This window comes from Arcobacter sp. CECT 8985, assembly GCF_004116495.1.
In the GTDB taxonomy this organism is placed as follows: Bacteria; Campylobacterota; Campylobacteria; order Campylobacterales; family Arcobacteraceae; genus Malaciobacter.
The window spans coordinates 35,606-61,986 of the sequence record NZ_PDKC01000004.1; the positions used below are offsets into that span (position 1 = coordinate 35,606).

Annotated in this window: 29 protein-coding genes; 19 read left to right on the forward strand and 10 right to left on the reverse strand. The window is 26.0% G+C overall.

Going from position 1 to position 26,381, the window contains the following annotated elements:
• Positions 1–6: 6 nt before the first annotated feature.
• The gene (gene tsaE, locus CRU93_RS03200; protein ID WP_129102744.1) at positions 7–426 is read left to right on the forward strand and encodes a tRNA (adenosine(37)-N6)-threonylcarbamoyltransferase complex ATPase subunit type 1 TsaE; all 420 of its coding nucleotides are present in this window, start codon (positions 7–9) and stop codon (positions 424–426) included.
• Positions 419–1,141: an LPS export ABC transporter ATP-binding protein gene (gene lptB, locus CRU93_RS03205; RefSeq protein WP_129102745.1), complete on the forward strand. Its 723-nt coding sequence runs from the start codon at positions 419–421 to the stop codon at positions 1,139–1,141. Before tsaE ends, lptB begins: the two co-directional genes overlap by 8 nt.
• Here the strand turns inward: lptB and CRU93_RS03210 are convergent.
• From CRU93_RS03210 to CRU93_RS03220, 3 genes are all read right to left on the reverse strand, one after another.
• Positions 1,131–2,450, reverse strand: a complete 1,320-nt coding sequence (locus tag CRU93_RS03210) for a diguanylate cyclase (RefSeq protein ID WP_129102746.1) — start codon at positions 2,448–2,450, stop codon at positions 1,131–1,133. The genes lptB and CRU93_RS03210 overlap by 11 nt on opposite strands.
• Before the next feature lie 69 nt (positions 2,451–2,519).
• Entirely contained in the window at positions 2,520–3,245 is a 726-nt protein-coding gene (kdsB, locus tag CRU93_RS03215) for a 3-deoxy-manno-octulosonate cytidylyltransferase (protein ID WP_129102747.1), read from the reverse strand.
• Between the two features lie 13 nt (positions 3,246–3,258).
• Complete coding sequence (locus tag CRU93_RS03220; protein ID WP_129102748.1) at positions 3,259–4,725, reverse strand: PAS domain-containing sensor histidine kinase; 1,467 nt, start codon at positions 4,723–4,725, stop codon at positions 3,259–3,261.
• Between the two features lie 65 nt (positions 4,726–4,790).
• Here CRU93_RS03220 and polA point away from each other — a divergent pair, with 65 nt between their 5' ends.
• The 5 genes from polA (at position 4,791) to CRU93_RS03245 (ending at position 10,012) form a co-directional block, all read left to right on the forward strand.
• Positions 4,791–7,472 (forward strand): DNA polymerase I, encoded by a 2,682-nt coding sequence (polA, locus tag CRU93_RS03225; protein WP_129102749.1) that lies wholly within the window; start codon positions 4,791–4,793, stop codon positions 7,470–7,472.
• Positions 7,473–7,574: 102 nt separating this feature from the next.
• Positions 7,575–8,276, forward strand: coding sequence for a response regulator transcription factor (locus tag CRU93_RS03230; RefSeq protein WP_129102750.1), 702 nt, complete (start codon positions 7,575–7,577; stop codon positions 8,274–8,276).
• Between the two features lie 14 nt (positions 8,277–8,290).
• Positions 8,291–8,482 carry a hypothetical protein gene (locus CRU93_RS03235; protein WP_129102751.1) on the forward strand — a complete coding sequence of 64 codons (192 nt, stop codon included), beginning with the start codon at positions 8,291–8,293 and terminating at the stop codon, positions 8,480–8,482.
• On the forward strand, positions 8,482–8,742 hold the full coding sequence (locus CRU93_RS03240) for a DUF2116 family Zn-ribbon domain-containing protein (RefSeq protein WP_129102752.1): 261 nt from the start codon (positions 8,482–8,484) through the stop codon (positions 8,740–8,742). Before CRU93_RS03235 ends, CRU93_RS03240 begins: the two co-directional genes overlap by 1 nt.
• Complete coding sequence (locus CRU93_RS03245; RefSeq protein ID WP_129102753.1) at positions 8,714–10,012, forward strand: PAS domain-containing protein; 1,299 nt, start codon at positions 8,714–8,716, stop codon at positions 10,010–10,012. Before CRU93_RS03240 ends, CRU93_RS03245 begins: the two co-directional genes overlap by 29 nt.
• On the opposite strand, the gene lgt is transcribed toward CRU93_RS03245, so the two are convergent.
• The 4 genes from lgt to argF all read right to left on the reverse strand — a co-directional run bounded on the left by lgt (position 10,002) and on the right by argF (position 14,537).
• The gene (gene lgt / locus CRU93_RS03250; protein ID WP_129102754.1) at positions 10,002–10,823 is read right to left on the reverse strand and encodes a prolipoprotein diacylglyceryl transferase; all 822 of its coding nucleotides are present in this window, start codon (positions 10,821–10,823) and stop codon (positions 10,002–10,004) included. The two genes, CRU93_RS03245 and lgt, sit on opposite strands and share 11 nt — an antisense overlap.
• A gap of 4 nt (positions 10,824–10,827) precedes the next feature.
• Positions 10,828–12,123 (reverse strand): (Fe-S)-binding protein, encoded by a 1,296-nt coding sequence (locus CRU93_RS03255; RefSeq protein ID WP_129102821.1) that lies wholly within the window; start codon positions 12,121–12,123, stop codon positions 10,828–10,830.
• A 119-nt stretch (positions 12,124–12,242) separates the two neighbouring features.
• The gene (gene hemN, locus CRU93_RS03260) at positions 12,243–13,610 is read right to left on the reverse strand and encodes an oxygen-independent coproporphyrinogen III oxidase (RefSeq protein WP_129102755.1); all 1,368 of its coding nucleotides are present in this window, start codon (positions 13,608–13,610) and stop codon (positions 12,243–12,245) included.
• Positions 13,611–14,537, reverse strand: coding sequence for an ornithine carbamoyltransferase (gene argF / locus CRU93_RS03265; protein WP_129102756.1), 927 nt, complete (start codon positions 14,535–14,537; stop codon positions 13,611–13,613).
• Between the two features lie 195 nt (positions 14,538–14,732).
• On the opposite strand from argF, the gene CRU93_RS03270 reads away from it, so the two are divergent.
• The 3 genes from CRU93_RS03270 to CRU93_RS03280 are packed head-to-tail and all read left to right on the forward strand — an operon-like array spanning position 14,733 to position 17,638.
• Entirely contained in the window at positions 14,733–16,847 is a 2,115-nt protein-coding gene (locus CRU93_RS03270) for a ribonucleoside triphosphate reductase (RefSeq protein WP_129102757.1), read from the forward strand.
• Complete coding sequence (gene nrdD / locus CRU93_RS03275; protein ID WP_129102758.1) at positions 16,825–16,986, forward strand: anaerobic ribonucleoside-triphosphate reductase; 162 nt, start codon at positions 16,825–16,827, stop codon at positions 16,984–16,986. Before CRU93_RS03270 ends, nrdD begins: the two co-directional genes overlap by 23 nt.
• Positions 16,967–17,638: an anaerobic ribonucleoside-triphosphate reductase activating protein gene (locus tag CRU93_RS03280; protein WP_258238817.1), complete on the forward strand. Its 672-nt coding sequence runs from the start codon at positions 16,967–16,969 to the stop codon at positions 17,636–17,638. Before nrdD ends, CRU93_RS03280 begins: the two co-directional genes overlap by 20 nt.
• Here CRU93_RS03280 and CRU93_RS03285 read toward each other — a convergent pair.
• Positions 17,615–18,304, reverse strand: a complete 690-nt coding sequence (locus CRU93_RS03285) for a response regulator transcription factor (protein WP_129102760.1) — start codon at positions 18,302–18,304, stop codon at positions 17,615–17,617. The two genes, CRU93_RS03280 and CRU93_RS03285, sit on opposite strands and share 24 nt — an antisense overlap.
• Positions 18,305–18,514: 210 nt before the next feature.
• Here CRU93_RS03285 and gshB point away from each other — a divergent pair, with 210 nt between their 5' ends.
• Positions 18,515–19,546, forward strand: a complete 1,032-nt coding sequence (gene gshB / locus CRU93_RS03290; protein WP_129102761.1) for a glutathione synthase — start codon at positions 18,515–18,517, stop codon at positions 19,544–19,546.
• A gap of 7 nt (positions 19,547–19,553) precedes the next feature.
• Positions 19,554–19,763 (forward strand): hypothetical protein, encoded by a 210-nt coding sequence (locus CRU93_RS03295; RefSeq protein WP_129102762.1) that lies wholly within the window; start codon positions 19,554–19,556, stop codon positions 19,761–19,763.
• A 17-nt stretch (positions 19,764–19,780) separates the two neighbouring features.
• On the opposite strand, the gene CRU93_RS03300 is transcribed toward CRU93_RS03295, so the two are convergent.
• Together CRU93_RS03300 and hemB are read right to left on the reverse strand one after the other, a co-directional pair.
• Entirely contained in the window at positions 19,781–21,007 is a 1,227-nt protein-coding gene (locus CRU93_RS03300; protein ID WP_129102763.1) for a PAS domain S-box protein, read from the reverse strand.
• A 1-nt stretch (position 21,008) separates the two neighbouring features.
• The gene (gene hemB / locus CRU93_RS03305; RefSeq protein ID WP_129102764.1) at positions 21,009–21,986 is read right to left on the reverse strand and encodes a porphobilinogen synthase; all 978 of its coding nucleotides are present in this window, start codon (positions 21,984–21,986) and stop codon (positions 21,009–21,011) included.
• 60 nt (positions 21,987–22,046) lie between these two features.
• On the opposite strand from hemB, the gene ribA reads away from it, so the two are divergent.
• From ribA to glyS, 7 genes are read left to right on the forward strand one after another with little or no spacing between them, the layout of a single operon-like run.
• Positions 22,047–22,628, forward strand: coding sequence for a GTP cyclohydrolase II (gene ribA, locus CRU93_RS03310; RefSeq protein ID WP_129102765.1), 582 nt, complete (start codon positions 22,047–22,049; stop codon positions 22,626–22,628).
• Positions 22,628–23,215 (forward strand): 16S rRNA (guanine(527)-N(7))-methyltransferase RsmG, encoded by a 588-nt coding sequence (gene rsmG, locus CRU93_RS03315; protein WP_129102766.1) that lies wholly within the window; start codon positions 22,628–22,630, stop codon positions 23,213–23,215. The genes ribA and rsmG overlap by 1 nt, the downstream gene beginning before the upstream one ends.
• Positions 23,212–23,442: a PP0621 family protein gene (locus CRU93_RS03320; protein ID WP_129102767.1), complete on the forward strand. Its 231-nt coding sequence runs from the start codon at positions 23,212–23,214 to the stop codon at positions 23,440–23,442. Before rsmG ends, CRU93_RS03320 begins: the two co-directional genes overlap by 4 nt.
• A gap of 8 nt (positions 23,443–23,450) precedes the next feature.
• Positions 23,451–23,822 carry a hypothetical protein gene (locus CRU93_RS03325; protein WP_129102768.1) on the forward strand — a complete coding sequence of 124 codons (372 nt, stop codon included), beginning with the start codon at positions 23,451–23,453 and terminating at the stop codon, positions 23,820–23,822.
• Positions 23,819–24,157, forward strand: coding sequence for a hypothetical protein (locus CRU93_RS03330; protein ID WP_129102769.1), 339 nt, complete (start codon positions 23,819–23,821; stop codon positions 24,155–24,157). The genes CRU93_RS03325 and CRU93_RS03330 overlap by 4 nt, the downstream gene beginning before the upstream one ends.
• A gap of 50 nt (positions 24,158–24,207) precedes the next feature.
• Positions 24,208–24,357 (forward strand): hypothetical protein, encoded by a 150-nt coding sequence (locus CRU93_RS14105; RefSeq protein WP_164967608.1) that lies wholly within the window; start codon positions 24,208–24,210, stop codon positions 24,355–24,357.
• Positions 24,350–26,365, forward strand: a complete 2,016-nt coding sequence (glyS, locus tag CRU93_RS03335; RefSeq protein ID WP_129102770.1) for a glycine--tRNA ligase subunit beta — start codon at positions 24,350–24,352, stop codon at positions 26,363–26,365. The genes CRU93_RS14105 and glyS overlap by 8 nt, the downstream gene beginning before the upstream one ends.
• The last annotated feature ends 16 nt before the right edge of the window (positions 26,366–26,381 follow it).

The following is a 26,381-nucleotide window of genomic DNA, read 5'->3' on the forward strand; positions in this document are numbered from 1 at the left end:
TTTAATTTGCAAAAAGAGTTTGAGTTAGAACTAGATAATTTAATTGTAATTGTTGATTATTTAAAACAATTAATTTTACAAAAAGGTGATTGTGTAGTATTGTTAAGTGGTGATCTAGCAAGTGGTAAAACTACCTTAGTTAAAAATTTTGTAAAAGCATATGGAGGTGATGATTTAGTTACTTCTCCTACCTTTTCTATTCAGACAATATACTCTAATGATATTTTTCATTATGATATATATAATAAAGGCCTAGAAGAGTTTATATCTTTAGGATTATTAGAAGAGTTTGAGAAAAAAGGTATTCACTTTGTAGAATGGGGTGATGAAAGATTAAAAGAATTATTAATTTCATATGGTTTTAATGTAATAACAGTAAAAATTGAAAAAAAAGAAAATAGAAGGCAGTATAAAATTGATGCATAAATTAGAGATAAAAGACATAACAAAAAAGATTAAAAAAACAGAGATTTTACATGGTATTTCTTTGGATATACAAAGTGGTGAAATTGTGGGATTATTAGGACCAAATGGAGCAGGTAAAACTACAACTTTTTATACTGTTTGTGGACTTGTAAAACCAACTAGCGGTGAAGTTTTTTTTGATGGTATAAATATTACAAACTTACCTTTACACCAAAGAGCAATTAAAGGAATAGGGTACTTACCTCAAGAATCGTCAATTTTTAAAGATCTAAGTGTTGAAGATAATCTTTTTTTAGCAGCAGAAGTAATAAGTAACATAAAAGAAGAACAACATAAAAGAGTAGAAGAGTTATTAGAAATCTTTAATATTGAACCAATTAGAAAAAGAAAAGGTGTTTCTTTATCAGGTGGAGAAAGAAGAAGAACAGAAATTGCAAGGGCATTAGTATCAAAACCTAAATTTTTACTTCTTGATGAACCATTTGCAGGGGTTGATCCAATTGCAGTAAAAGATATTCAAGAAATTATCAATCAATTAACTCAAATTGGAATAGGTATTTTAATTACAGATCATAATGTAAGAGAGACTCTTCAAATTTGTGATAGAGCATATGTTATGAAAAATGGCTCTTTATTAGCTTCAGGGAAAAGTGAAGAGATAAAAAGTGATGGAAGTGTTAGAGAACATTATCTTGGTGAAGATTTTAACTTTTAATTATAACTCTATTTCTTCCTTGTTTTTTTGCTTCATATAAAGCTTCATCAGCTTTTTCAATAAAACTATTTTCAGTATCACCTTTTTTAAGAGTTGTTACTCCAAAACTTGAAGTTATTTTTTCCGGAATTGAATCATCTTTAAATTCTTCAAGTGCAACTCTTATTTTTTCTGCAACTTTAAAAGCTCCTTCTAAGTTGGTTTCAGGAAGTAGTACAATAAACTCTTCTCCACCCCATCGAACAATTGTATCATGTTCTCTTACATTTTTAGAGACTATTTTTGCAATAAATTTTAGTACTTCATCTCCAAGATTATGACCATATTTATCATTAAATATTTTGAAATGATCTATATCAAAAAGAATTAGAGATAAGTTATTTTCATATCTTTTATCTCTTCTTATCTCTTTACCAAATATTTCATGAAATTTTTGTCTATTAAAAAGACCTGTCAAAAGATCATGATTTGCTTGATATTCTAATAGGTTTGATTTCTCTTTTAATTCTGTTATATCTGTTAATGAAATTACATAAAAGTCATTATTTTTGTAAGCATCTATATTAACAGTAAAAATTCTATCTTGTCTATCTTGATTAGTGATTTTTACAATTCTATCTACTTCATTCAAATTTATTAGATATTTAATCCAATTTTTTTCATCACCAGTAATTGAATTTAAATTAAAACAGGCTTTCTCTTCTTTAAAAAGTGAAGTAATACAGGGAATTTTTGAATTAAACTCTTCTAATGAGTCAACATTAAAAAACTCTAAGAACTTTTTGTTTACATTTGTTATTGTATCTTTACTACTAACAAATATAATATTATCTTGCGAGTCAAGGATAGATTTAATTTTTTCTATACCTTCTTCAACTCTTTCTTCTAAAAATAAATTAGTCTCTTTTAGTTGTTTTTTTAAAAAAATTGGTTCAATTGCTTTTATCATACTTTCAATTAGTTGATATAAATCAATAGGTTTCATTGCATATGCACTTACACCAACATCAATTGCTTGCTTTAAAAAATCAGGATCATTATGCGCACTTGTAATTACAATTGGTACTTCTTTGTTGATTTTTCTGATCTCAGCACACATTTCTAAACCACCCATTTTAGGCATATTTATATCTGTTACTATTAAATCTATATCTAAATTTTCTTTGAATGCTTCAAGACCTTCTTTACCATTTTCTTTAATAATAATTTCTTTTACTATGGCTTTTATAGTTCTACCTGTAAATTCTCTTACATCATTTTCATCTTCTACATATAAAACTTTTACATTTTTTAGTACTTCATTATTCATTTTTTACCTTAGCGAAATATATTATTATTGTATTTTACTTTAATAATCTTATAAATTATCTTATAGGTCTTATTTTCCAAAGATTTTTAACGCATTTTCTAAATCTTTTTGAGTATCGATTCCAAACGATTTTGACTCTACTTCTACCATTGCAATATTATATCCATTATCAATTGCTCTTAATTGTTCAAGCTTTTCTGTTGATTCTAATTTTGATTGTTTTAATGAACAAAATTTATTTAAACTTTTTTTTGTAAATCCATAAATACCAAGATGTCCATTATAGTTTATATTTTCTACATGATCTCTATTATATGGAACTTTTGCTCTTGAAAAATATATTGCATCTAGATTATCATCTAAGACAACTTTTACAAGATTTGGATCATCTGCTAAATCTGAACTAATTTTTTTAAAACAACTAACTATCATTGTTTCTTCATTGTTTTGTTTTACTTTTTTAACTCTTGTTATAACAGCATTTACAACTTCTGGTTCTATAAAAGGTTCATCTGCTTGTACATTTATAATTATCTCATCTTCATCAAGATCTAATTTATTTACTGCTTCATTTATTCTATCTGTTCCGCTTTGATGTTTATTTGAAGTTAAAACTGCTTGAAAATTGTGCTCTTTTGCTAAATCTAAAACTTCTAATGAGTCAGTTGCTATTACTACTTTATCTAAAGCACTAACTTGTGTTGCAGTTTTTATTACCATTGGTAGACCTAATATATCTGCTAATATTTTGTTTTCAAATCTACTTGAATTTAATCTTGCTGGTATAATAATCATTTTTTTCCTTTTTTTATATTGGTAAAGCTAATTTAAATGTAGCTCCAGTATTGTGATTAGTGACAGTTATCTTCCCTAATAAATGCATTTCTGTAATTATTTTTGAAGTATATAACCCTAAACCAACACCATGTTTAGATTCTTTTGTAGAGAAATATGGTTCAAAAATTTTATCAATTATCTCTTTTTTTATTCCACCTGCATTATCACTTATCTCAAAATATACTATATCGTTTGCATAATAACATTTTAATTTAATCACAGGATTTTTAATAGAATTTCTTATTATTGCTTCTTTAGAATTTATTAAAATATTGACTAAAATAGTAATAAGTTCATTCTTATATGATTTAAATACTGGAATATCCATGATATCTTTAATAATATCAATATTGTTAGTTTCAATATCTTTTTTTAAAATTTCAATTGCTTTAAATATAATATCTTTTGCAAAAATTTCTTCTTTATCACTTTTTATTTTTACGAAATTTTGAAAATCTTCGATTGTATTTGATAATTTTTGCGCATCTTCTTTGATCTCTTGAAGGCTTTTTATAGCTTCTTGTTGGTCTTGTGTGCCTAATGATAAGTCTAATTCAAGTTTTTGTGCTCGAATTGAAATTATATTTAAAGGTTGTCGCCATTCATGTGATAAAACTTGCAAAGTTTCAGTCATTACAGCAAGTTTTGATTGTTGTATTAAAATATCATCTTTTTGTAAAACTTCTTCTTGTAAGTTTTTTGTCTCAACATTTAAATTTATTTCATTTGTAATATCAAAAATTAATGAAGTATATCCTGTGATATCTCCATATTTGTTAAAAGTAGGTTTTGTTTTTACATCAATCCAAAAAATAGTATCATTTTTTCTTTTTGCTTTTATTTTTCCTTTCCACTCTTTGTATTGTAAAGTAAAAACTAATATTTCATCAAATATATCAGAATCTTTATCAGAAGATTTAATAATTGATGGAGATTTATCAATCAATTCCTCTTTTTCAAATCCACTTAATAGCATAAAAGCAGAACTTACACTTGTAATAAGACCAGCAGTATTTACATGAATAGAAGCAACATAATTATCTAAGATTTCATCATCTGAAATTTCCTTTGTAATGTCTTTTGTATTTATTACAAAATATTTTTTATTGCGCATTGTTGATAATGTAATTTTTAAATAGACTTTTTGATAATCTTTTCTAATACATACAATATTAATATCAGACTCATATCTATTTGATAAATTTTTTTTCATAAGTTCGACAAAAGGTTTTTTGTATTCATTTTTTATTAAAGAGATAAAACTTTTGTTTAATAACTCATCTTTAGGAAAACCTAAAATTGGAATAAATGCATTATTAAAGTAGATAAACTTACCAGTCAAATCAATAATTCCAATCCCATCCCAAGAATTATTTATTATCTCTTTTAATTCATTATTATTTTGTTTTAACTTGTCTATATCGAGTTCTTCTGACATACAAAACCTTATTTTTAGTATTGATATTATATTATAAAAACTTTAAAAATTTATAAGTAGGTAATATGAAAAAAACAATAACAGTTATAGATACATTCGGATTTTTATTTAGAAGTTATTATGCTCTTCCTCCTTTAAAATCTAAAAGTGGATTTCCTACAGGTTTATTGACGGGGTTTATGAACTTTATTGCAAATATAGGAAAAGATTTCCAAACAGACTATTTGGTTTTTGCACTTGATTCAAAGGGTGATACATTTAGAAATGAAATATATCAAGAATATAAAGCACAAAGACCTGATGTTCCTGAAGATTTATTAAAACAACTTCCAGTAGCAATTGAGTGGATTGAAAAGATGGGATTTCAAACTGCTTCAAAGGTTGGTTTTGAAGCTGATGATATAATAGCTTCAATTGCTCATGATGCCAAACAAAAAGATTTGGAAGTAAGAATTGTAAGTCATGATAAAGATCTTTATCAATTAATAGATGATGATACTGTATACCTTTTTGATCCAATAAAAAAAGTAGTTGTAAATGAAGATAAATGCTTTAGCAAATATGGAGTTATGCCAAAACAATTTACTGATTACCAAGCCTTATTAGGTGATAGTGCAGATAATGTTCCTGGAGTAAAAGGTGTTGGTGCAAAAACAGCAGAGGCATTGATTAAAGAGTATGGAACACTTGATAATATATATGAAAATATTGAAAATATTGAAAAAACAAGATGGAAAAATTTACTTGAAGCAAATAAAGAGATGGCTTTTATTTCAAAAGAGTTAGTTACATTAAAAATAGATTGTCATGCAATTGATGATGTAGAAAATTTTGTCTTACCAAAAGAGAATCCAATATTAAAAATTGCTGATATTTTAAGTGAATTTGATTTAAATAGAATTATTGATAGAGTTAATAAAGATGGATTAAATTATAAAACACAAATTCCAAAAAAAATACAAAGACTTCAATTTGATGCAATACTTCTTGATACAAAAGAGAAATTATTTGAAGTATTAAATTCTATAAAAACAGATACAATAGTTGCTTTTGATACAGAAACTACTGATTTAGATACAAATAAAGCAAAAATTGTTGGTTTTTCATTTTCTTTTGAAGAATCAAAAGGTTATTATATTCCCGTAGGGCACAACTATTTAGGAGTTGGCTCTCAAGTTAGTTTAGAAGATGCAAAAGAAGCCTTATTAAAATTAAATGAGTTTAAACTAATTGCACAAAATTTTAAATATGATTATGAAATTATAAAAAATAATTTTGATATTGAAATGAATCTTTATGCAGATACAATGATTATGTCTTGGCTTTTAAATCCAGGTTCAAAAGTAGGATTAGATGCAAAAGCAAAGGAATTATTTGATCATGAAATGATTTCTTTTAAAGATGTTGTTAAAAAAGGTGAAGATTTTTCAAGTGTACCAATAGAAAAAGCTTGTGAATATGCAAGTGAAGATGCTTTAATCACATTAAAACTATATTATAAACTTCAAGAAGAGTTTGAATCTACACATACTAAATATTTATTTGAATTAGGTCAAACCTTGGAGTTTGATTTTACAAAAGTGTTAGCATATATGGAACATAATGGTATAAAAGTTGATGTTTCTGTACTTGAAGAATTAAAACAAAAAAATATAAAACATCTTCAAGAACTTACATTAAATATTTATGAATTAGCAGGAAATGAATTTAATATTAATTCTCCAAAGCAATTAGGAGAGATACTATTTGAAAAGTTAGGACTTAAAGCTTCGAAAAAGACTAAAAGTGGATATAGTACAAATGAAATGGTTCTTCATAAACTTTATGATGAACATAAAATAATTCCTTTACTATTAAACTATAGAGAGTCATATAAGCTACAATCTACATACATTGAGCCACTTTTACTTTTAGCAAAAAAAAGTGAAGAGAATAGAATATTTACTTCATTCTTACAAACAGGAACTGCAACGGGAAGATTAAGTAGTAAAAATCCAAATCTTCAAAATATCCCTGTAAAAAGTGAAGCAGGAGCATTGATTAGAAGTGCATTTATCCCTAAAAATGGTTATTCACTTGTTGGTATTGATTATTCTCAAATAGAACTAAGATTACTTGCTCATTTTAGCAATGATGAAGCATTAGTTCATGCATTTAATAGTGGATTAGATATACACAGACAAACTGCAGTGAAAATTTTTGGAGAAGAGCAAGCAGATAATAATCGTTCAATTGCAAAATCTATTAACTTTGGATTAATCTATGGAATGGGAAGTAGAAAACTTGCTGATACACTAGGTATTCAGCCCAAAGAAGCTAAAGCATACATAGAATCATATTTTAAAGCATTTAAAAGTGTAAAAGATTATTTAAAAAGTATTGAAGATTCAATTTTAGAAGAAGGCTATGTTGAAACATTATTAAAAAGAAAAAGAATTTTTGATTTTGATAGCGCAAATGGAATGCAAAAAGCAGCTTTTTTAAGAGAAGGTGTAAATACTAAGTTTCAGGGCAGTGCAGCTGATTTGATTAAGTTATCTATGCTTAAAATTTGGCAGAAATATAAACATAATAATGATATAAAAATGTTATTACAAATTCATGATGAATTAATTTTTGAAATTAAAAATGAAAAAATAGATGAAATAGCAGAAGATTTAGTAAAAATAATGGAAAATATAGTTGAACTTAAAATTCCATTAAAAGTGTCTAAAAATATAGGAAAAAGTTGGCAAGAGCTGAAATAAAATTATAAAATGTATAAATTTCTTATTTATAAATAATTTTTCTTTGACAAAATATACTTTTTCTGCTATTATTTTAAAAAATTAATATCAAAGAGAACAAAGATGTTAAAAACTGAAAAAAATATAAGAAAATTATACAATGCAAAATTATTGGTTATCAGTAGTGATAAAGAAGTAAAAAACACTATTGAAAACGAATTTGATGATTACTTTAAAGAGTTGAAATTAGCTACTGGTGGGCAAGAAGCTTTAGAATTAGCATGTTCAAACAATTTTGATTTAGTTGTTATTGATACAGAAATTTCTGATTATAATTTTGATGAACTTTGTTCTGAAATATCAAACAAAGTTTCATCTTTACCTAAAATTATTATTTCGAATGAAGAAAACAATGATGATATAATAACAGCAATAAATAATAGTGCTTATACATTTATGTCTAAACCATTAAGAGTTAAAGATATTAAATTAGCTATTATTATGTGTTTAAATCAAACAAAAAGAGGGGACAAAGTTGAGTTCCAAAATGGTATATATTTTGATGAATATAGAGATCAATTTTTTAAACCAGGTGGGGTATTAATAGACTTTACAAGATTGGAAAAATCATTCTTAAAACTTCTTATTCAAAGAAGAGGTGAAATTACTGACTACGATACTATTAAAGAAGTAGTATGGAAAGGTAAAAATATGTCTATTTATACAATGAGAAATATTGTAAATAAAATTAGACAAAAAACTTACTATGAAATTATTAGAAACCACTCAAACAAGGGTTACGTTATTGAAGAACCTCAAAAATAATTGAGATAAATTATATGGAAGAAAAAATACTTTCTAAAGAGGAGTTAATCCAACTTTTTGAAGATGAAAAAATAATTGATTCTGGGAAAGGTTGGATTATGGGTGAAAAAGAGATTGAAATAATTGCACTTCATGACGTTGATCCAAAATTTCTTCAAGATGTAACTAATGCAAAGTTTTATAAAATAATAGTAAAAGGAAATTAATGTCACACTGCCCATTTTGTAAAAAAAAGATTGCCATGAGCAAAGCTTTTTGTTCAAGAAGTTGCAAAGAAAATTATTTTCAACTAATAGCAATTCAAGTGCCAAAACCTTTTTTAAAAAGAATATTCGTTTTTTGTGATGCCGAACAAAGAGAAAAAGAAATTGAAAATTTTGCATCAAGACATGGCTGGAGATTAGATTTATTAAAGAATAAAATTGAAGAATTAGCTATTGAAAACGGTTATAGAACAGAGAATTAGTAATCCAATTGATTTTGAACTTTTAAAAGATTCAATATTAGTATTTATTTCTGATGAGAATGAACAAAATAATCCAATAATTAACTCTTTATCTACAAAATTTAAAAAAATTGAAAAGATAACATTTCAACATAAGCTTCAAGAATTAATAAATAATCAAAATTATATTTTTTTATTTAATATAAATAAAAACTCTAATTATAAAGACTTGATAAATCAGATTCAAAATAAAAAAAATGGTAATGTATCTATTATTATATCAATTAATACAGAAATAATTGAGGCACTAAGTAATATAAATATTCTAACATCAAATATACTATTTAATTTTTCTAATGAAAATATCATATTAGAAACTATTTGTAATGCATTAAAATATGAAAAAAATTGTTTTTTTAAGGAATTAGAGAAGAAAGAACTTAATTTATATAAAGATATTTTAAATAAACAAAGTTTAATAAGTGAGATTAATTTAGAAGGTATTATTCTTTATATAAATAGTGCTTTTTGTGAAGCTTCAGGATATGATGAAGATGAGTTATTAGGTAAGCCTCATAAAATAATAAGACACCCTAATAATTCTTCTAAAATTTTTGAAGAATTATGGGACACGATAAAATCTGGAACGATTTGGAAAGGTAAAATTAAAAATATAACTAAAGATGGTAACTCCTATTATGTAAAATCTATTATATCTCCAGTTTTTGATATTAATGGAAATATAATTAAATATGTAGTGAGTGAATATTTAATTACTAAGTATGAAAAAGAGAAACAGACTTTAAAAAAATATATTTTACAAGAAAAATCTAAAAGAATAAAAGAAGAGAATGACATTGAAAATAAATATAAAGAGTTATTAAAATTAGCAATTGAAAGTAAAGATAAACAAGTGGCAATTTTTGTTTCTGAACTACATAAAGAGATAAAAGTTTTGCGTTCAAGAATAGAAGATGATAAAGGAAGAATTTTAAATTTAGAACATAAACTTTCTGATGCAAATAAAAAAATAGAAGAAAATCACGATGATTATTTACAAAAATTATCAAAAATGAGAACAACAACAAGAATTAGCTATGAAAAATACGAAAAGTTTAAAAAACAAAATGATTTATTACAAGAAAAATTAACAAAAGCACAAGAATCAATTGTTGTTTATCAAGAGTATATTGAAGATTATAGAAAAAAAATAGATGATTTAAATGATGTAATTAAATCATATGAAATTGATAAAAAAAAGGAAAAAGAAAAGGAAACTTCTAAGAAGTAGCCTTATTCTTTGGTTTCACTTTTATATATACAATTGTACAAAAAAGTGCAAAAATTGCTGACTGAAGCATTCCCATTGTAAGCCAATCACTGTAAATAAATCCTAGTTGTATATCTGGCTGTCTAAAAAACTCTGCAATAATTCTAGCAACAGAATATAAAATACCATATAGAATTGCTAATTGACCATTAAATGTTTTATACTTTCTTACAATAAAAAGAATAATAAAGATTAGAATTCCTTCTAAGAATGCTTCATAAAGTTGAGAAGGGTGTCTTAATGTACCATTTACATATATCCCCCAAGGAACATCAGTCACTCTTCCAATTAATCCTTGATTAAAAAAGTTTCCTATTCTACCAAAAACATAACCTGCAGAAACACCAAGTACAGCAATATCAGCAATAAAAAGAAAAGAGACTTTATTTTTCTTAGTAAATAAATATGAGGCAATAAGAAATCCAATTACTGCCCCATGATAACTCATACCTGAAATACCTGTATATTCACCATTAATAAAAGGATTGAATATTTGCCATGGATGGGTTAAATAGTACATAGTATGGGGATCATAAAAAAGTACATAACCAAGTCTTGCACCTAAAATAACTCCTATTTCTGCCCACCAAATATATGCATCAAATATTTGTTCTTTTATAGGTATTTTATCATACTTAATAAACAATTTTGCTACAAATATTGCACTTAATAAAGCAAGTGCATACATAATTCCATACCAATGAACAGAAATATTTCCTAATTGAAAAGCTATAGGATTAAAATGAGAATAAATATGTTGCCAAAATTCCATATAACTACTCTATTGCATCTGCAATTAATTCTATAGGGTTTTTAAATTGAACATTTTCAACTTTCCCTTGATGTAAAGAGTTTGTAAGTTGCATTCTACAGGCACTACATTCTGCACTTACTATTTGTGCATTAGTCTCTTTTATCATAGCTGCTTTAGGTAATCCTGCAGCTTTTGCAAAATGGTATTTTTCAGTTTGCATTGTAACACCACCAAAACCACAACATCTATTAGAGTCACTCATCTCTTTGATTTCATAGTTATGAGATAATAAATTTCTTGGTTCTTTCCATACTCCTTGCATTTTTTTAGCATGGCATGGATCATGATATGTTATTAAAGTATCAAATTTTTTATTTGATGCTTCAAGTAATTCATTTAGTTTAGTATTGTTTTCAAGCCATTTTGTAGCCATAAATACTTTTTTAGAAATCTTTTTTGCTCTTTCTTTCCACTCTGGTTGGTCGTGTAAATAATGTTCCCAGTCTTGATTTATCATTGCACTACATGTAGCTTCAGGAATTACAATTGCATCAACCTCATCAATCCATGTTTCAAAATATGCAATATTCTTTTTTACTAGATAATCAACAGTATCAAAATCACCTGTAAAATAAGCAGGAGCTCCACAGCACAACTGTTTTTTTGGTATAAATATATCTAAGTTTAGTTTTTTAAGTATTTTTACTAAAGAATCACCTGTATTTGTATATGTATAATTACTCATACATCCAATAAAAATAGCAACTCTATTTTTTTTACCTTCTTCAACTATTTTATTTTTAGCATAGATGTTTTCTGGATATTTTTTTAGAAAACTTTTTCTATCTGCAAAAGGTAAAGCTCTATCTTTTTTTACAATTGGCAGAGAAAATCTTGGTAGGGCAGTTTGTTTTTCATTATCAAGTTTTAAAGCACATGTTTGAAACATCCATCCTAGTTTTGATAAAAAATCCATTGTTTTTCTATGTCTTAGTAAAGTAAAAAATAATTTTTTATACCATGCAATACCATATTTTTTTGCAATATCTCTTCTAACTTGTTCAATAATCATATCAGTTGGTAGATCATTTGGACATACATCAACGCAATTTGTACACAAAAAACATGATTCAAATATGTCTTTCGCATTTTTATCTAATTCAAGTTGGTCTCTTTTATAGGCTCCTAGTAGATCAATAAAACCTCTAGGACTTGTAGTTTCATCTTGATTTATATTAAAAATTGTACAAACAGGTTTACATTTACCACATTTTACGCAGTCATCACTTATTGTTGTGTAATCAAATTTATTATTCATATTCACTTTTTATAAACCTTTTAGTATTAAAAAAATTTTATTTTATAAAAGCACATAATATAGTAAAAATAGTTAATTTTTGATGAATTTTAATATATATAAATAAGAATATTCTAAGACTAAATAGTCTTAGAAAATCTTCTTTTATTTTCAGGTATTTTTTTTAGATATGCATCAAATGGCATACATATATTTCTAATTAGCATTGTTCCAGTAGGAGATACTTGGATTTTCTCATCATCCATACTAACTAGTTCAGCTTCAACAAACTCTTGTAATAATGGCAAGTCTTCTTTAAAATATTCATTAAATTTGATATTAAATTTATTTTCAACTCTTTTTATATTTAAAGAAAAATTACTCATTAATTCCATAATGACAAATTGTCTAATTTCATCATCTTTGCTAAGTTTATAACCTTTAAATGTTGGTAATTTACCTTCATCTAATGCTGCTTCATATGATTTTAAATCTTTATAGTTTTGTGCATAATAATCTATACCATTTCCAATAGAAGTAAGTCCAATTCCAATTAAATCAGCTCCACCTTTTGTTGTATAGCCTTGGAAATTCCTATGTAATTCACCTTTTTTTATTGCTTTAAATAATTCATCTTCAGGTTTAGCAAAGTGATCCATTCCAACCATTTTGTATCCATTAGTTGTAAAGAAATCAATAGTATCTTTTAAAATAACAAGTTTTTGACTAGCTGGAGCAAATGTTGATTCGTCAAATTTTCTCATTGTTTTCATAAGCCATGGAACATGAGCATAATTAAATACAGCTAATCTATCAGGATTAAGTTTAATTACTTGTTTTATTGTTTCATGGAATGTTTCAGCAGTCTGATGAGGAAGTCCATAAATTAAATCAACATTTATTGATTTAATTCCTGCTTCTCTTGCAATATTCATAACATTTTGAGTTGTTTCATAAGGTTGAACTCTATGTATGGTTTTTTGTACTTGATCATTTAAATCTTGTACTCCAAAACTTAATCTATTAAATCCACCTGCTTTTAAAACTTCCATATGTTCTTTAGTAAAAAATCTAGGATCAACTTCACATGAAATTTCTGCATCATCACTAAAATTAGGAAAAGTTTGTTTTAATAAAGAAATAATTTCTTTCATTTGTTCAGGACTAAAGTATGTAGGTGTTCCTCCACCAAAGTGCATTTGGCTTACTTTTCTATTTGTATTTAAATATTTTTTTAAAATAGAAAGCTCTTTTTTTAGATACTCAATGTATCTTACTTTTTTGTCTTCTTTTGATGTAAATATTACATTGCATCCACAAAAATAACATGCACTTCTACAAAAGGGAAGATGTAAATATAGTGAAATATTTCTATTATCATCTTGATTTTTATAAAGTTCTATTAAATCTTCTTGTGTAAACTTATCACTAAACTCAGGAGCAGTAGGATACGAAGTATATCTAGGTCCTGGTTTAGAGTATTTTTCAAATTTTTTAAAATCTATCATTTATTTATCTCTTTGTTTGTCTAGCCAAACCATTACACCTTTTTGTGCATGTAGTCTGTTTTCTGCTTCTTGGAATATTAAACTTTGTGAACCTTCAATTACTTCTTCACTTACTTCATAACCTCTATATGCAGGTAAGCAGTGTAAGAAAATTGCTTTATCATTCGCAAGTTTCATCATATTCTTATCTACAATATACCCATTAAAATCTTTTATTCTTTGTTCTTTTTCTTCTTCTTGTCCCATTGATACCCAAGTATCAGTTGTTACAACAGTTGCATTTTCTACTGCAACTTTTGGATCATTAGTAATTACAATTTTTGCACCTGATTCTTTTGCCATTTTAAGCGCATTGTTTAAAATATCTTGATTAACTTCATAACCTTTTGGTGTAGCAACTCTTAATTCAAAACCAAGTTTTGCTGCTAGATTAAGCCAAGAGTGAGTCATATTATTCCCATCTCCAATATATGCAACTACTAAGTTATTTTCTAATCCTGCTTCTTGAATAGTTAAATAATCAGCCATTAATTGAACTGGGTGATACTCATCAGTAAGACCATTTATTACTGGAACTTTTGAATATTTAGCAAACTCTTCAAGTTTACTTTGTTCAAAAGTTCTAATCATAACCATGTCAACCATTCTTGATATTACTCTACTTGTATCACTCATTGGTTCACCTCGACCAAGTTGAATATCATTAGAAGATAAAAATAGTCCAATCCCACCTAATTGGTAAATTCCTGTTTCAAAACTTACTCTTGTTCTTGTACTACTTTTTTCAAAAATCATACCAAGTGTTCTTTTTGGCATATAATCTTTAAAGACTCTATTTTTTGTCTCTTTTTTAATTTTTTTTGAAAGCTCTAAAATTTCTAATATTTCTTCTTTAGTATAATCTGCTAATGTTAAAAAATGTCTCATACTATCTACCTTTTTATAATAAAGCTTTTATTATATATAAGTTGACATTATTTATTTCTTAATTAAATAAAACAATTAATACAAAACACTAAAAAATCGCTGTAAAGCCCATAAAATAACACTTTTGTGACTTTTTATGTTATGAGCCTTTAAGAGTTTCTACTCTAAAATTTCACTTGTTTGAAAGGAAAATAGATGGTAAATAACGTATTAAAAAGAGACGGAACAACAAAAGAATTTCAAAGTTTCAAAATAGAAGATGCAATAAAAAAAGCATTTAAGAGTGTACATGTAAAATTTGATAATAAAATATTTTTTAATGTAATAGACACATTAGAACAAAAAAGAGTAATTGCAGTAGAAGATATTCAAGATACAATCGAGAATGAACTATTTAAAGCCGGCTATTTTGAAGTGATGAAATCTTTTATGTTGTATCGACATATGCATAAGATGCAAAGGGAGCATGTTCTAGGCTTAGATAAAGATACAACGTATATAAATTGTACTCAAACAACAGAAGAGTATATAAATAAAACAGATTGGAGAATTAATGCAAATTCAAATACTGGATATTCACACGCAGGTTTAATTAATAATAGTGCAGGAAAAGTAATAGCAAATTATTGGCTAGATAAAATATATTCTAAAGAAGAAGGATATGCACATAGAAATGCAGATTATCACATTCATGACTTAGATTGTTTGAGTGGTTATTGTGCAGGTTGGAGCCTTAGAGTTTTACTAGATGAGGGATTTAATGGAGTTAGAGGAAGAGTTGAAAGCGATGCTCCTAACCATTTTAGAGAAGCATTAGGTCAAATGGCAAACTTTTTAGGAATTTTACAAAGTGAATGGGCAGGAGCTCAGGCATTTTCTTCATTTGATACATATCTTGCACCATATGTTTTTAAAGACAAATTATCTTATACTGATGTGAAGAAAAATATTAGAAGTTTTATTTATAATTTAAATGTACCAGCACGTTGGGGACAAAGTCCTTTTACAAATGTTACAATTGATTGGACAGTTCCTGAAGATTTAAAAGATCAAATTCCTACAAAAAGACAGATGCACCTTTTAAAAAATCTTAATGATGAAGAGCTTTTAGAACAAATTAAACAAAAAGGTTATTCAAGTTTCGAAGAATTAACATATAAAGATTTTCAAAAACAAATGAATATGATTAATAAAGCTTTTTATGAAGTTATGACAGAAGGTGATAAAACAGGACAACCTTTTACTTTCCCTATTCCAACAGTTAATATTACAGAAGATTTCGATTGGTATGGTGAGAATACTGATATTTTGTTTGAAAATACTGCAAAGATTGGATCTTCTTATTTTCAAAATTTTATTGGTAGTCAATATATAAAAGATGAAAATGGAAATTTAATACCAAATGATAAAGCTTATAAACCTGGACATGTAAGAAGTATGTGTTGTAGGTTGCAATTAGATTTACGAGAGCTTCTAAAAAGAGGAGGCGGTTTATTTGGTAGTGCAGAGATGACTGGAAGTGTAGGTGTAGTTACTATAAATATGGCAAGGTTAGGTTATCTTTATAAAACTGATAAAAAAGCCTTATATGAAAGATTAGATGAGTTAATGGAACTTGCAAAATCAACATTAGAGAAAAAAAGAGAGTTTATTCAAACATTGTATGATAGAGGATTATTTCCTTATACAAAAAGATATTTACCACACTTTAACAATCATTTTTCAACTATTGGTATTAACGGTATTAATGAAATGATCAAAAACTTTTATGAATTACAAGAGGATATATCAACTGAAAAAGGAATTTCTTTTGCCCATGAAATATTAGACCATATGAGAGAAAAAATGGTGTATTTCCAAGAAACAACAGGTAATTTATATAATCTTGAAGCAACACCAGCAGAAGGAACAACATATAGATTTGCAAAAGAAGATAAGAAGAGATATAAAGATATAGTTCAAGCTGGTTTTGATAAAAATATTTATTATACAAACTCTTCACAATTACCTGCTGATTATACAAATGATATATATGAAGCTTTAGATTTACAAGATGATTTACAGTGTAAATATACAGGCGGAACAGTTCTTCACTTATATATGAAAGAAAGAATTAGTTCAACAGAAGCTTGTAGAAAATTAGTTAAAAGTGTAATTTCAAATTACAAACTTCCTTATATTACTATAACTCCTGTTTTTTCTATTTGTCCAGTACATGGATATATAAGTGGAGAACATGAGTTTTGTCCAAAATGTGATGAAGAAATTTTATTAAAGGAGAAAGAAAATGCAAAATTGTCAAATGCCTAAACATTTAGAATCAAAAAGAACAAAATGTGTTATATACACAAGAGTTATGGGATACCACAGACCAGTGGAGAGTTTCAATATAGGTAAAAAAGGTGAACATAAACAAAGGGTTAAATTTCTTGAAAAAAATAATATATGATATTACGCCTTTTACTACGTTAGATTATAAAGATAACTTATCTTGTATTGTATGGTTTATATCATGCAATATGAGATGTCAATATTGCTATAACACAAATATAATTGAGTGTAAAGATGGTAATTATGAAATAAAAGAACTATTTGAATTTTTGGAAAAAAGAGTAGGGCTTTTAGATGCTGTTGTTTTAAGTGGTGGTGAAGCAACTATGCATGATTTATTACCAATTTGCAAAAAAATAAAATCTATGGGCTTTAAAATTAAATTAGATACTAATGGAACAAATAAAAAAATAGTTAATGATTTAATAGAAAAAAATTATTTAGATTTTATATCTTTAGATTTTAAAGCAACAAAACAGAACTTTAAATCAATTACAAACTCAAAATTATATAACAATTTTTATGAGACTTTATTATATCTTATTAGTATAAATTTTGATTTTGAAGTTAGAACAACACTACATGAAGATTTATTGGATGAAAAACAATTAAATGAAATGATAGATACACTTTACAATGCTGGGTATAAGAACAGCTTTCATATTCAAAATTTTTTAAATGTAGAAAACTATTCAAACTTAACAGAAGCAAAGAACTCAATTAATAAAGATCTATTAAGCGATAAATTAAATATCTTGTGGAGAAATTAAATAACCCTGTCCAGAAATATTTTTAACTAGGTTTTTAGATGTTTTGGATCTAAATCTTTTTATAAAAGTTCTTAATCTTTCATCTGAAGATTCTTCACCTTCCCACAAAGTATCTTTTATTTTGTCAACTTCTACAATATTAGGATAATTTTTTATTAATAAAAATAAAAAGTTTTTTTCTCTTTTTGTTAGATTAATAATTTTCTCATTTTTAAATAAATTATTTTTATTTTTATCATAATAGATATCTTTTGAAAGTTTAAATACTCTTTTTTTATCCAATTTTGTTACTAATTTTTTTAAATAATCTAAAACTTCATCTGGATCAAATGGTTTTATAAAATATTTTGTAATACCAATATCAATTGCATTAAGAAGTCTTTGTTTTTCAGAAAAAGCACTAAGAACAATTACTGGAATATTTTCATCAATCTCTTCTTTTATCTTTTTTGTCATTTCTAAACCATCAAGTTTAGGCATCATAATATCAGTAATAATAATATCAGGCTTTACACTTTTTACTTTTTCTATTGCTTCTAAACCATCTTTTGCAAGAGTAAAGCTAAAAAAATAATCACCAATTGCTTCTTTTAATAGTTTTGAAATATTTTGTTCATCTTCAACAAGTAATACCTTAAACTCTTTTAACAAATAGTCAGTTGACATAGATATCTCCTAAATTTAAATATCTTTTAAATTATTATTATAGAATTTTTTTTTAAAAGATAGATAAAAATAACTATATATTTAAAAATATTTTAAAAAAAATATTTTTAAAATACCGTAATAAGGCAATTTAGTAGAATTAAGTTTTTATTAAGCTTATAAGTTGTGAAAAATGATGTATAATACACTATTAATTTTAAAGAGGAAAAAATGCATATAGGTTTTATTATTGAACACTGGGATAATCTTGAACCACTTAAAAGTTCAACATTAACAATAATACGAGAGTGTGTCAAAAGGAATCATAAAGTATCTATACTTTATACAAATAATTTAACAGTTAGAAACAATATTGTTCATGGCTTTATCCAAACTATAAATGAAATGGATAAGATTCCTGAAAATATAGTGACATTTTATAAAAAAGTGCAGTTTGAGAAAAAATTAACTGCACTTCATGCCTTTGATTGTATTATGTTAAGAAAAGACCCACCAATAAATCCATTGGTACTTAATTTTCTTGATGCAATAAAAGATGAAACAGTGATAATTAATGATGTTGATGGGATAAGAAAAGCTAATAATAAACTTTATACTACAACATTTCATGATCCAAATAATACATTTTTGCCTGTTACTCATGTTTCAGGAAGTAAAAAGTATATCAATAAAATAATAGAAGAATCAGTAAGTGAAAAACTTATTTTAAAGCCTCTTGATGGTTCAGGTGGCAAAGGTGTAATAGTATTAGAAAAAAATGCAAAATCTAATATTAATTCACTTTTAGATTTTTATATTGATAAATCTGGTGATAAATATGTTATTTTGCAAGAGTATATTCAAGGTGCAGAAAATGGAGATGTTAGGGTTTTAATGCTAAATGGAAAATATTTAGGTGCATATCATAGAAAACCTGCTGAGGGTGAACTTAGAGCAAATATACAAGCAGGAGGAACTGCACATAAGTATACTTTGACACAAAGTCAAAAAAATGTTTGTAGAAAAATAGGTGCAAAGCTATTAGCAGATGGATTATATTTTGTTGGATTAGATATGATTGGGGATAAAATTCTTGAAGTTAATGTTCTTAATCCTGGAGGAATTACAAATATAAATAGATTAAATAAATTGAAGCTTCATCAAAATGTAGTTGATTTTTTAGAAGAAAAAGTAGAAGAGAAAATAGAAAAAAGAGCAGAGTTAGAGTATTTACTCAAAAGATTAAGTGAATTAAGGGAGTAGTTTTGAGATGGACGTACAAGAAATTCAAAAAAATTCAGAAGTTTCAGAATCTGTTGTGGAAATAGTGAAATTAATAAAACATGAAAGAAATTTTGAGAAAGCTGCTGAAATTGTAATAGCAAAAAATTTGACTATGTTAAATATTGTTGAAAGAACATTACGATTGCAAACGTTTGAATTAGCAAAACTTTGTGATGCTGTTATTTCCAAAAAATAGATAAGAAGTAAGTTTTCTTACTGCTTATCTAAAGGAATATTTATAATAAATTGTAATCCATTCTTATAATTTTGTGCTAATATAGAACCATTTAAACTTTTTTCAATAATCATTTTTGACATAAATAACCCAAGACCTGTTCCATTGCTTTGATGTTTTGTTGTAAAATAAGGTTCAAAAATTTTATCAAGGGTTTTTTCTTCAACTCCATTTGCATTATCTAAAAATATAACTTGTGCAAAATTACTATTTTCTATTGTTGTTTTTTTTATTTGAATATATATAATTCTATTTATAACTTTATTTTTATTAAATGCATGTGCAGAGTTTTGAAGAAAATTAATAATAACTTGTGATAGTTCATTTGATACTCCAAAAACATCAAGATCAATATACTCTTTTTTAATTGTAATATTCTCTTTTTGAATAAGTTTTCTACTAATATTTAAACTCTCCTCAAGGGCATCTTTTAAATTGAATTTCTTTTTTTCTTTATTTGGATTGAAAAAGTTTGAAAAATCATCAATTGTTTGAGACATATTTGCAATAATTTCTTTGCTATCTTTATAATATTTTGTCATATTTTCATTATCTTGTGCTGTTGCACATTTTTTTAAGTTAAATAAAGCAAGATTTAATTCTGTTAGAGGTTGTCTCCATTGGTGAGCTATATTTGCAAGCATTTGTCCTAAACTAGCCATTCTTGATTGCCAGAATAAGATTTTTTGTTTTTGTTTATTTTTTTCTATTTCTTCTTGAACTCTTTGTTCAAGATTTTGATTTAACTCTTTTAGTTGTTTTGTTTGTTCTTGAACTCTCATCTCAAGAGTTTTATTTAGAAGTTTTAGTTCTTTATCTTTTTTCTCTAGATTTTTTTTTAGTTCAACTTCTTGTGTTACATCATAACGAATTGCAATAAACTCTTCAATATCATCAAAATCATCTAAAATAGGAGTAATTGTAGTATTTAAATATACACTTTTACCATCTTTTGTTAAGTTTTTAACAGTTGATTTATAAGTTTGTCTTTTTTGTTTGATAGTTTCCCATAGATTTTTAAAATGTTCTTTGGGAACATCAGGGTGTCTCACTATATTGTGATTTTTCCCTAATAATTCCTCTTTGGAGTATCCAGAAATTTTGCAAAACTCATCATTTACAAAAGTTATAATTCCATTTATATCTGTTTTTGAAACAATATTACTATTTTCAATTGCTTGTTGATAAGTATTTGCATTTTTCATATTAATTATTTTTATTTAAATATTCACAAGCCTCTTTTGCATGATAAGTAATAATCATATCTGCACCAGCTCTTTTAAAACCTATTAATGTTTCTATCATAATTCTTTCATAATCAACTAATCCTGCAATTCCTGCATTTTTAAGCATTGCATATTCACCACTTACATTGTATGCACAAACAGGTAAATTTGTATTATTTCTTAATTCTCTAATAACATCCATAAATGCTAATGCTGGTTTTACCATTAATATATCAGCACCTTGTCTTTCATCTTCTAAAGATTCTTCTAAAGCTTCAAGTCTATTTGCTGGATCCATTTGATATGTTCTTCTATCACCAAATGAAGGAGTAGATTCTGCAACATCTCTAAAAGGTCCATAGTATGCACTTGCAAATTTAGTTGAATATGCCATAATTGGAATATCTTGATAACCATTTTCATCCAATGCAGTTCTTAAAGTTTCAATAATACCATCCATCATTCCACTAGGAGCAATCATATCAATACCTGCTTTAGCGTGAACAATTGCTTGCTGTGCTGAAATTTCTAATGTTTTATCATTATCAACTGTATGTGTATGTGGGTCTAAAATTCCACAATGTCCATGGTCTGTATATTCACAAAAACATAAGTCACTAATAATATACATATCAGGGAATTTTGCTTTGATTGCCTTAGTTGTTCTTGCTATAATACTCTCTTCTGATAAACATTCACTACCAACTGAATCTTTTACATCTGGAATTCCAAATAAAATAATTGATTTTAAACCAATTGAATATATATATTCACACTCTTTAATTATTTCATCTATACTCATTTGAAAAACACCAGGCATTGAAGGTACTTCTGTTTTAATACCTTCTCCTTCTCTTACAAATAGTGGATATATAAAATCATTATTTGATAATGTTGTTTCTCTTACTAAATTTCTTAAGTTTTCATTTAATCTTAATCTTCTAAAACGTTTAAACATTTTTTTTACCTTTATTAGATATAATCATAGTTATTTTATCACTATAAGGTTTAAAAGAGGATGAAAATAAAACAATCAAATATTGCTAACCTCCCTACAAAATATGGAAAATTCAAAATAAAAGCTTACAAAGATTTAGATTCTCACCAAGAACATCTTGCTATTATAACACCTGATTTTGAAGATATTGATGCTCCTTATGTAAGAGTACATTCAGAGTGTTTAACAGGAGATACATTAGGAAGTTTAAAATGTGACTGCCAAAATCAATTACAACTAGCTATGACATTTATAGCAAAAGAGGGTGGACTTATAATTTATCATAGACAAGAGGGTAGAAATATAGGTTTACTAAATAAAGTAAATGCATATGCATTACAAGATCAAGGTAAAAATACAATAGATGCAAATCTTGAATTAGGTTTTAAAGAAGATGAAAGAGATTATAGTGTTATTGAATATATATTTAAAGATTTGAATGTAAATAAAATTAAATTAATAACAAATAATCCAGATAAAATTAATTTTATTAAATCAATTGGTGTTGAGATTTTAGAAAGAATTCCTTCAATTACTAAAACAAATAAATATAATGAATTTTATTTAAATACAAAAAAATCTAAAATGGGTCATCTTTTATAATGAGTTTAAAACAGAATTTAGAAAAAATAAATTTAAACTTTGATGAAAAATTTTATGAAAGATGCGATATTTTTTTGCAATTACTTCAAAAATGGGGTAAAGTTCATAATTTAAGTGGAAGTTTAAAAGATGAAGATATTTATGAAAATATTTTAGATTCTTTATACCCACTTAAGTTTATTGATGAATTTAACAGTTTTGCAGATATAGGTACAGGAGCAGGTTATCCAGGTCTTATCTTAGCAATTGCAAAACCAGATAAGAAGTGTTATTTAATAGAACCTAGAGTGAAAAGAGTATCATTTCTAAATTTTATAAAAAATACTTTAGAATTAAATAATGTAGAAGTTATATGTAATAGAGTAGAAAAAGTTAATGATATTATTGTTGATTTAGTTACATCAAGAGCAGTAACAAATACTTCATTATTATTAGATTTGACAAAAAATATATGTGAAGAAAAATGTAAATTCCTATTCTACAAAGGTAGTATGTTAGAAGAGGAAATACAAAAAGCAAAATTAGAACATACACAAATTGTTAGAAGAAATGAAAGAAACTATTTGTATTATAAAGGTAAAGAATGATATTGAAATTTTTAGCAGTAACAGTAGTCCTATTTTTAGTTTATACACTATTTTTTAAGAAAAATAGAGAAAAATCTATGGATAGTAGTAACAAAAGTAATCAAAAAGATAACATAGAAGATATAATGGTAGAGTGTCCCACTTGTGGAACTTATGTTTCAAAAAAAGAGGCAATCTTAAGTAATGGTAACTATTACTGCTCTAAAGAGTGTTTAGAAAACAAGTAGGTAATAAAATGATATTAATTGGTGATGAAAACATACCATATGAAAATATTCAGAAAGTAGAAGACATAAATGATTTTTTAGATACAAAACCAAATAGTTTAGTCTTATTTGAATATAAACAAAATATAATTGAGTACTGTTGTAAAAATTCACTTAATTATGTAGTTGTAATAAAAAATATAAAAGAAGCAATTTATTCAAATGCATTAAATGCAAAGTATATTGTATGTGAAAAAGATATTTCTAAAGATATTCAAGAAGTCGCAGATAATTATATGTTTGATTCGAAAATATTAGCAATAATTGATTCAAATGAAGAGTTTGAAGAAGTTGCAAAAAATCAAATTGACGGGATTATTTATAGGGCATTACTAAAATGAGATATATTTTAGTAAATTTACTATTTTTTACTATTTTATTTGCATGTAGTGGTGATTGTATGAAATGTCATCCTGGACTTAAAAAAAGCATAAACAATAAAGAACATATAATTTTAAAACAATGCATCACTTGTCATGATAAGTTATCAAACCAAATGAGTCAATGTGGTGGGGATTGTTTTTCCTGTCATTCTCAAAATAAATTAATTAATTCTGATTATAAAGCTCATAAACAATTAGCAAGTTGTAAAAAGTGCCATATTAGTAAAGAAGACTTTTTAAGTTTCCCTAATAATCGAGATAGTAACTTAATTGATTTACTGAAAAATAAGTGACCTTTAGATAAAATTGTGACTTTTAAAACATACCCACAACAAGGAATATTGTGAAAGAGATATTAGATATTATTGTTTTAATTTTGTTTGTATTTATGTTGGCTATGTTTATAATTGGATTTAATAAACAACAAATAAAAAAGCATAAAGATAAACTTGAGGAAATTGAAAAAAAGAAAAAGGATAAGATAAATGAATAAACCATTATTAATTGAAATTGGTGTAGAAGAACTTCCAGCAATCCCATTTTTAAAAGAGTTACCAAATATTGAGAAGAAGTGGCTGGAAATATTAGAAAAAAATAGACTTACATGTGAATTTGATTTTTTCTATACACCAAGAAGATTGGTTTTATGGCATAGAGAATTTCCTGTTTCTCAACCAAATAGTGTAGTAGAACAATTTGGGGCTCCAATAAAAATAGCATATAAAGATGGTAACCCAACTCCTGCAGCTATTGGGTTTGCTAAAAAATGTGCAGTAGAAGTAGAAGATTTAGACCAAATTGATAAAGGTAAGGGGCCTGTTTTATATTTTAAACAAGAAGTAACAGGAAAACAAAGTGAAACACTTTTAAATGATATGGTAAATGATTTTGTACACTCTTTACATTTTGGGAAATCTATGAGATGGGGAAGTAGAACAGATAGTTTTATTAGACCTATTAGAAGCCTTTCAATTCTTTTAGAAAATAAAATTATTGATGCAGAACTTTTTGGCGTAAAATCATCTAACACTTCATTTGCTCATAGAATGGTATCTTATGAACCTTTTTCTTATGACTTTGCAGGAGATTATTTTTGTAAATTATCTAAAAATGGTGTTATTCTTTATCCTGATGAGAGAAGAAAAATTATTTTAGATCAAATGAAAGAGATTGAAAAAAGTAATAATGTAAAAATAGATATTGATGAAGAGTTACTAGAAGAAGTTGTGGCAATTACAGAATACCCAACTGCATTGATTGGAAAATTTGATGAAGAGTTCTTAGAATTACCAGAAGAAGTAATTGTAACTTCAATGAAAGAACATCAAAGATATTTTGCAGTATACGAAAATGGAAATTTAACAAATAAATTTATTGTTGTTTCAAACTCAAAAACAGATGATTTTTCAGCAATTATTGCAGGGAACGAAAAAGTATTAAGACCAAGATTAGCAGATGGAATGTTTTTTTACAAGAATGATATTGCAAATGGACTTAACAATGAAGGCCTTAAAAAACTTGTTTTTGTTGAAGGTCTTGGTTCTATGTATGAAAAATCTCAAAGAGAAGCAATTATTGCAGGTTATTTGGCTTCTAAATTTGATGTATCTCAAAAAGAACTTTTAAATAAAGCAGTAATGTTAAGTAAAGCTGATTTAATGTCAGAAATGGTATATGAATTTACTGAGCTTCAAGGTCTTATGGGATATTACTATGCAAAAATTGCAAATGAAGATAAATTAGTTTATACAGCATTAAAAGAGCAATATCTTCCAGATGGAGAAGATTCACAATTACCTTCGAATAAATTTTCTTCAATAGTTGCATTATCATATAAATTAGATAATCTAATGGGATTATTTAGTGTTGGAAAAATTCCAACAGGATCAAAAGATCCATTTGGATTAAGAAGAGCTGCAGCTGGAATCGTAAAAATAGCAATTGAACATAAATTACCTATTAATTTAGAAAAAATAATTGATGATTTAATAGAAAATTATAAAGGTTTAAATAAAAATCAATTAGTTGAATTTTTTAATGAAAGATTATTTAAAATATTTGATGTAAATCCTTCTGTATTAAAAGCAGTATTAGGAAGTGGTGAAAAAGATATTTATGAAATTTCATTAAAATTATGTGCATTAAATCCAATTGTTCAAAGTGATAATTTCAAAGAAGTATCTTCTACTTTTAAAAGAGTTGCAAATATAGTAAAAGATATAAATACAAATGCTAATATAAGTGTTGAGGAGTCTTTATTTGAAGATAATGAAGAAATAGAGTTATTTAAAGCATATACATTAGTTGTATCAAAACAATATGATGATTATGAAGTACAATTAGATGCTCTTTTCTCTTTAAAATCACAATTAGATAACTTTTTTGATAACGTATTTGTAAATCATGAAGATGAAAAAATAAAAACAAATAGAAAAAATTTAATTGGATTAGTATATAAAGCATTTAAAAATATAGCTGATATTAAAGAAATATCAATATAATAATAAAGAAGAGACT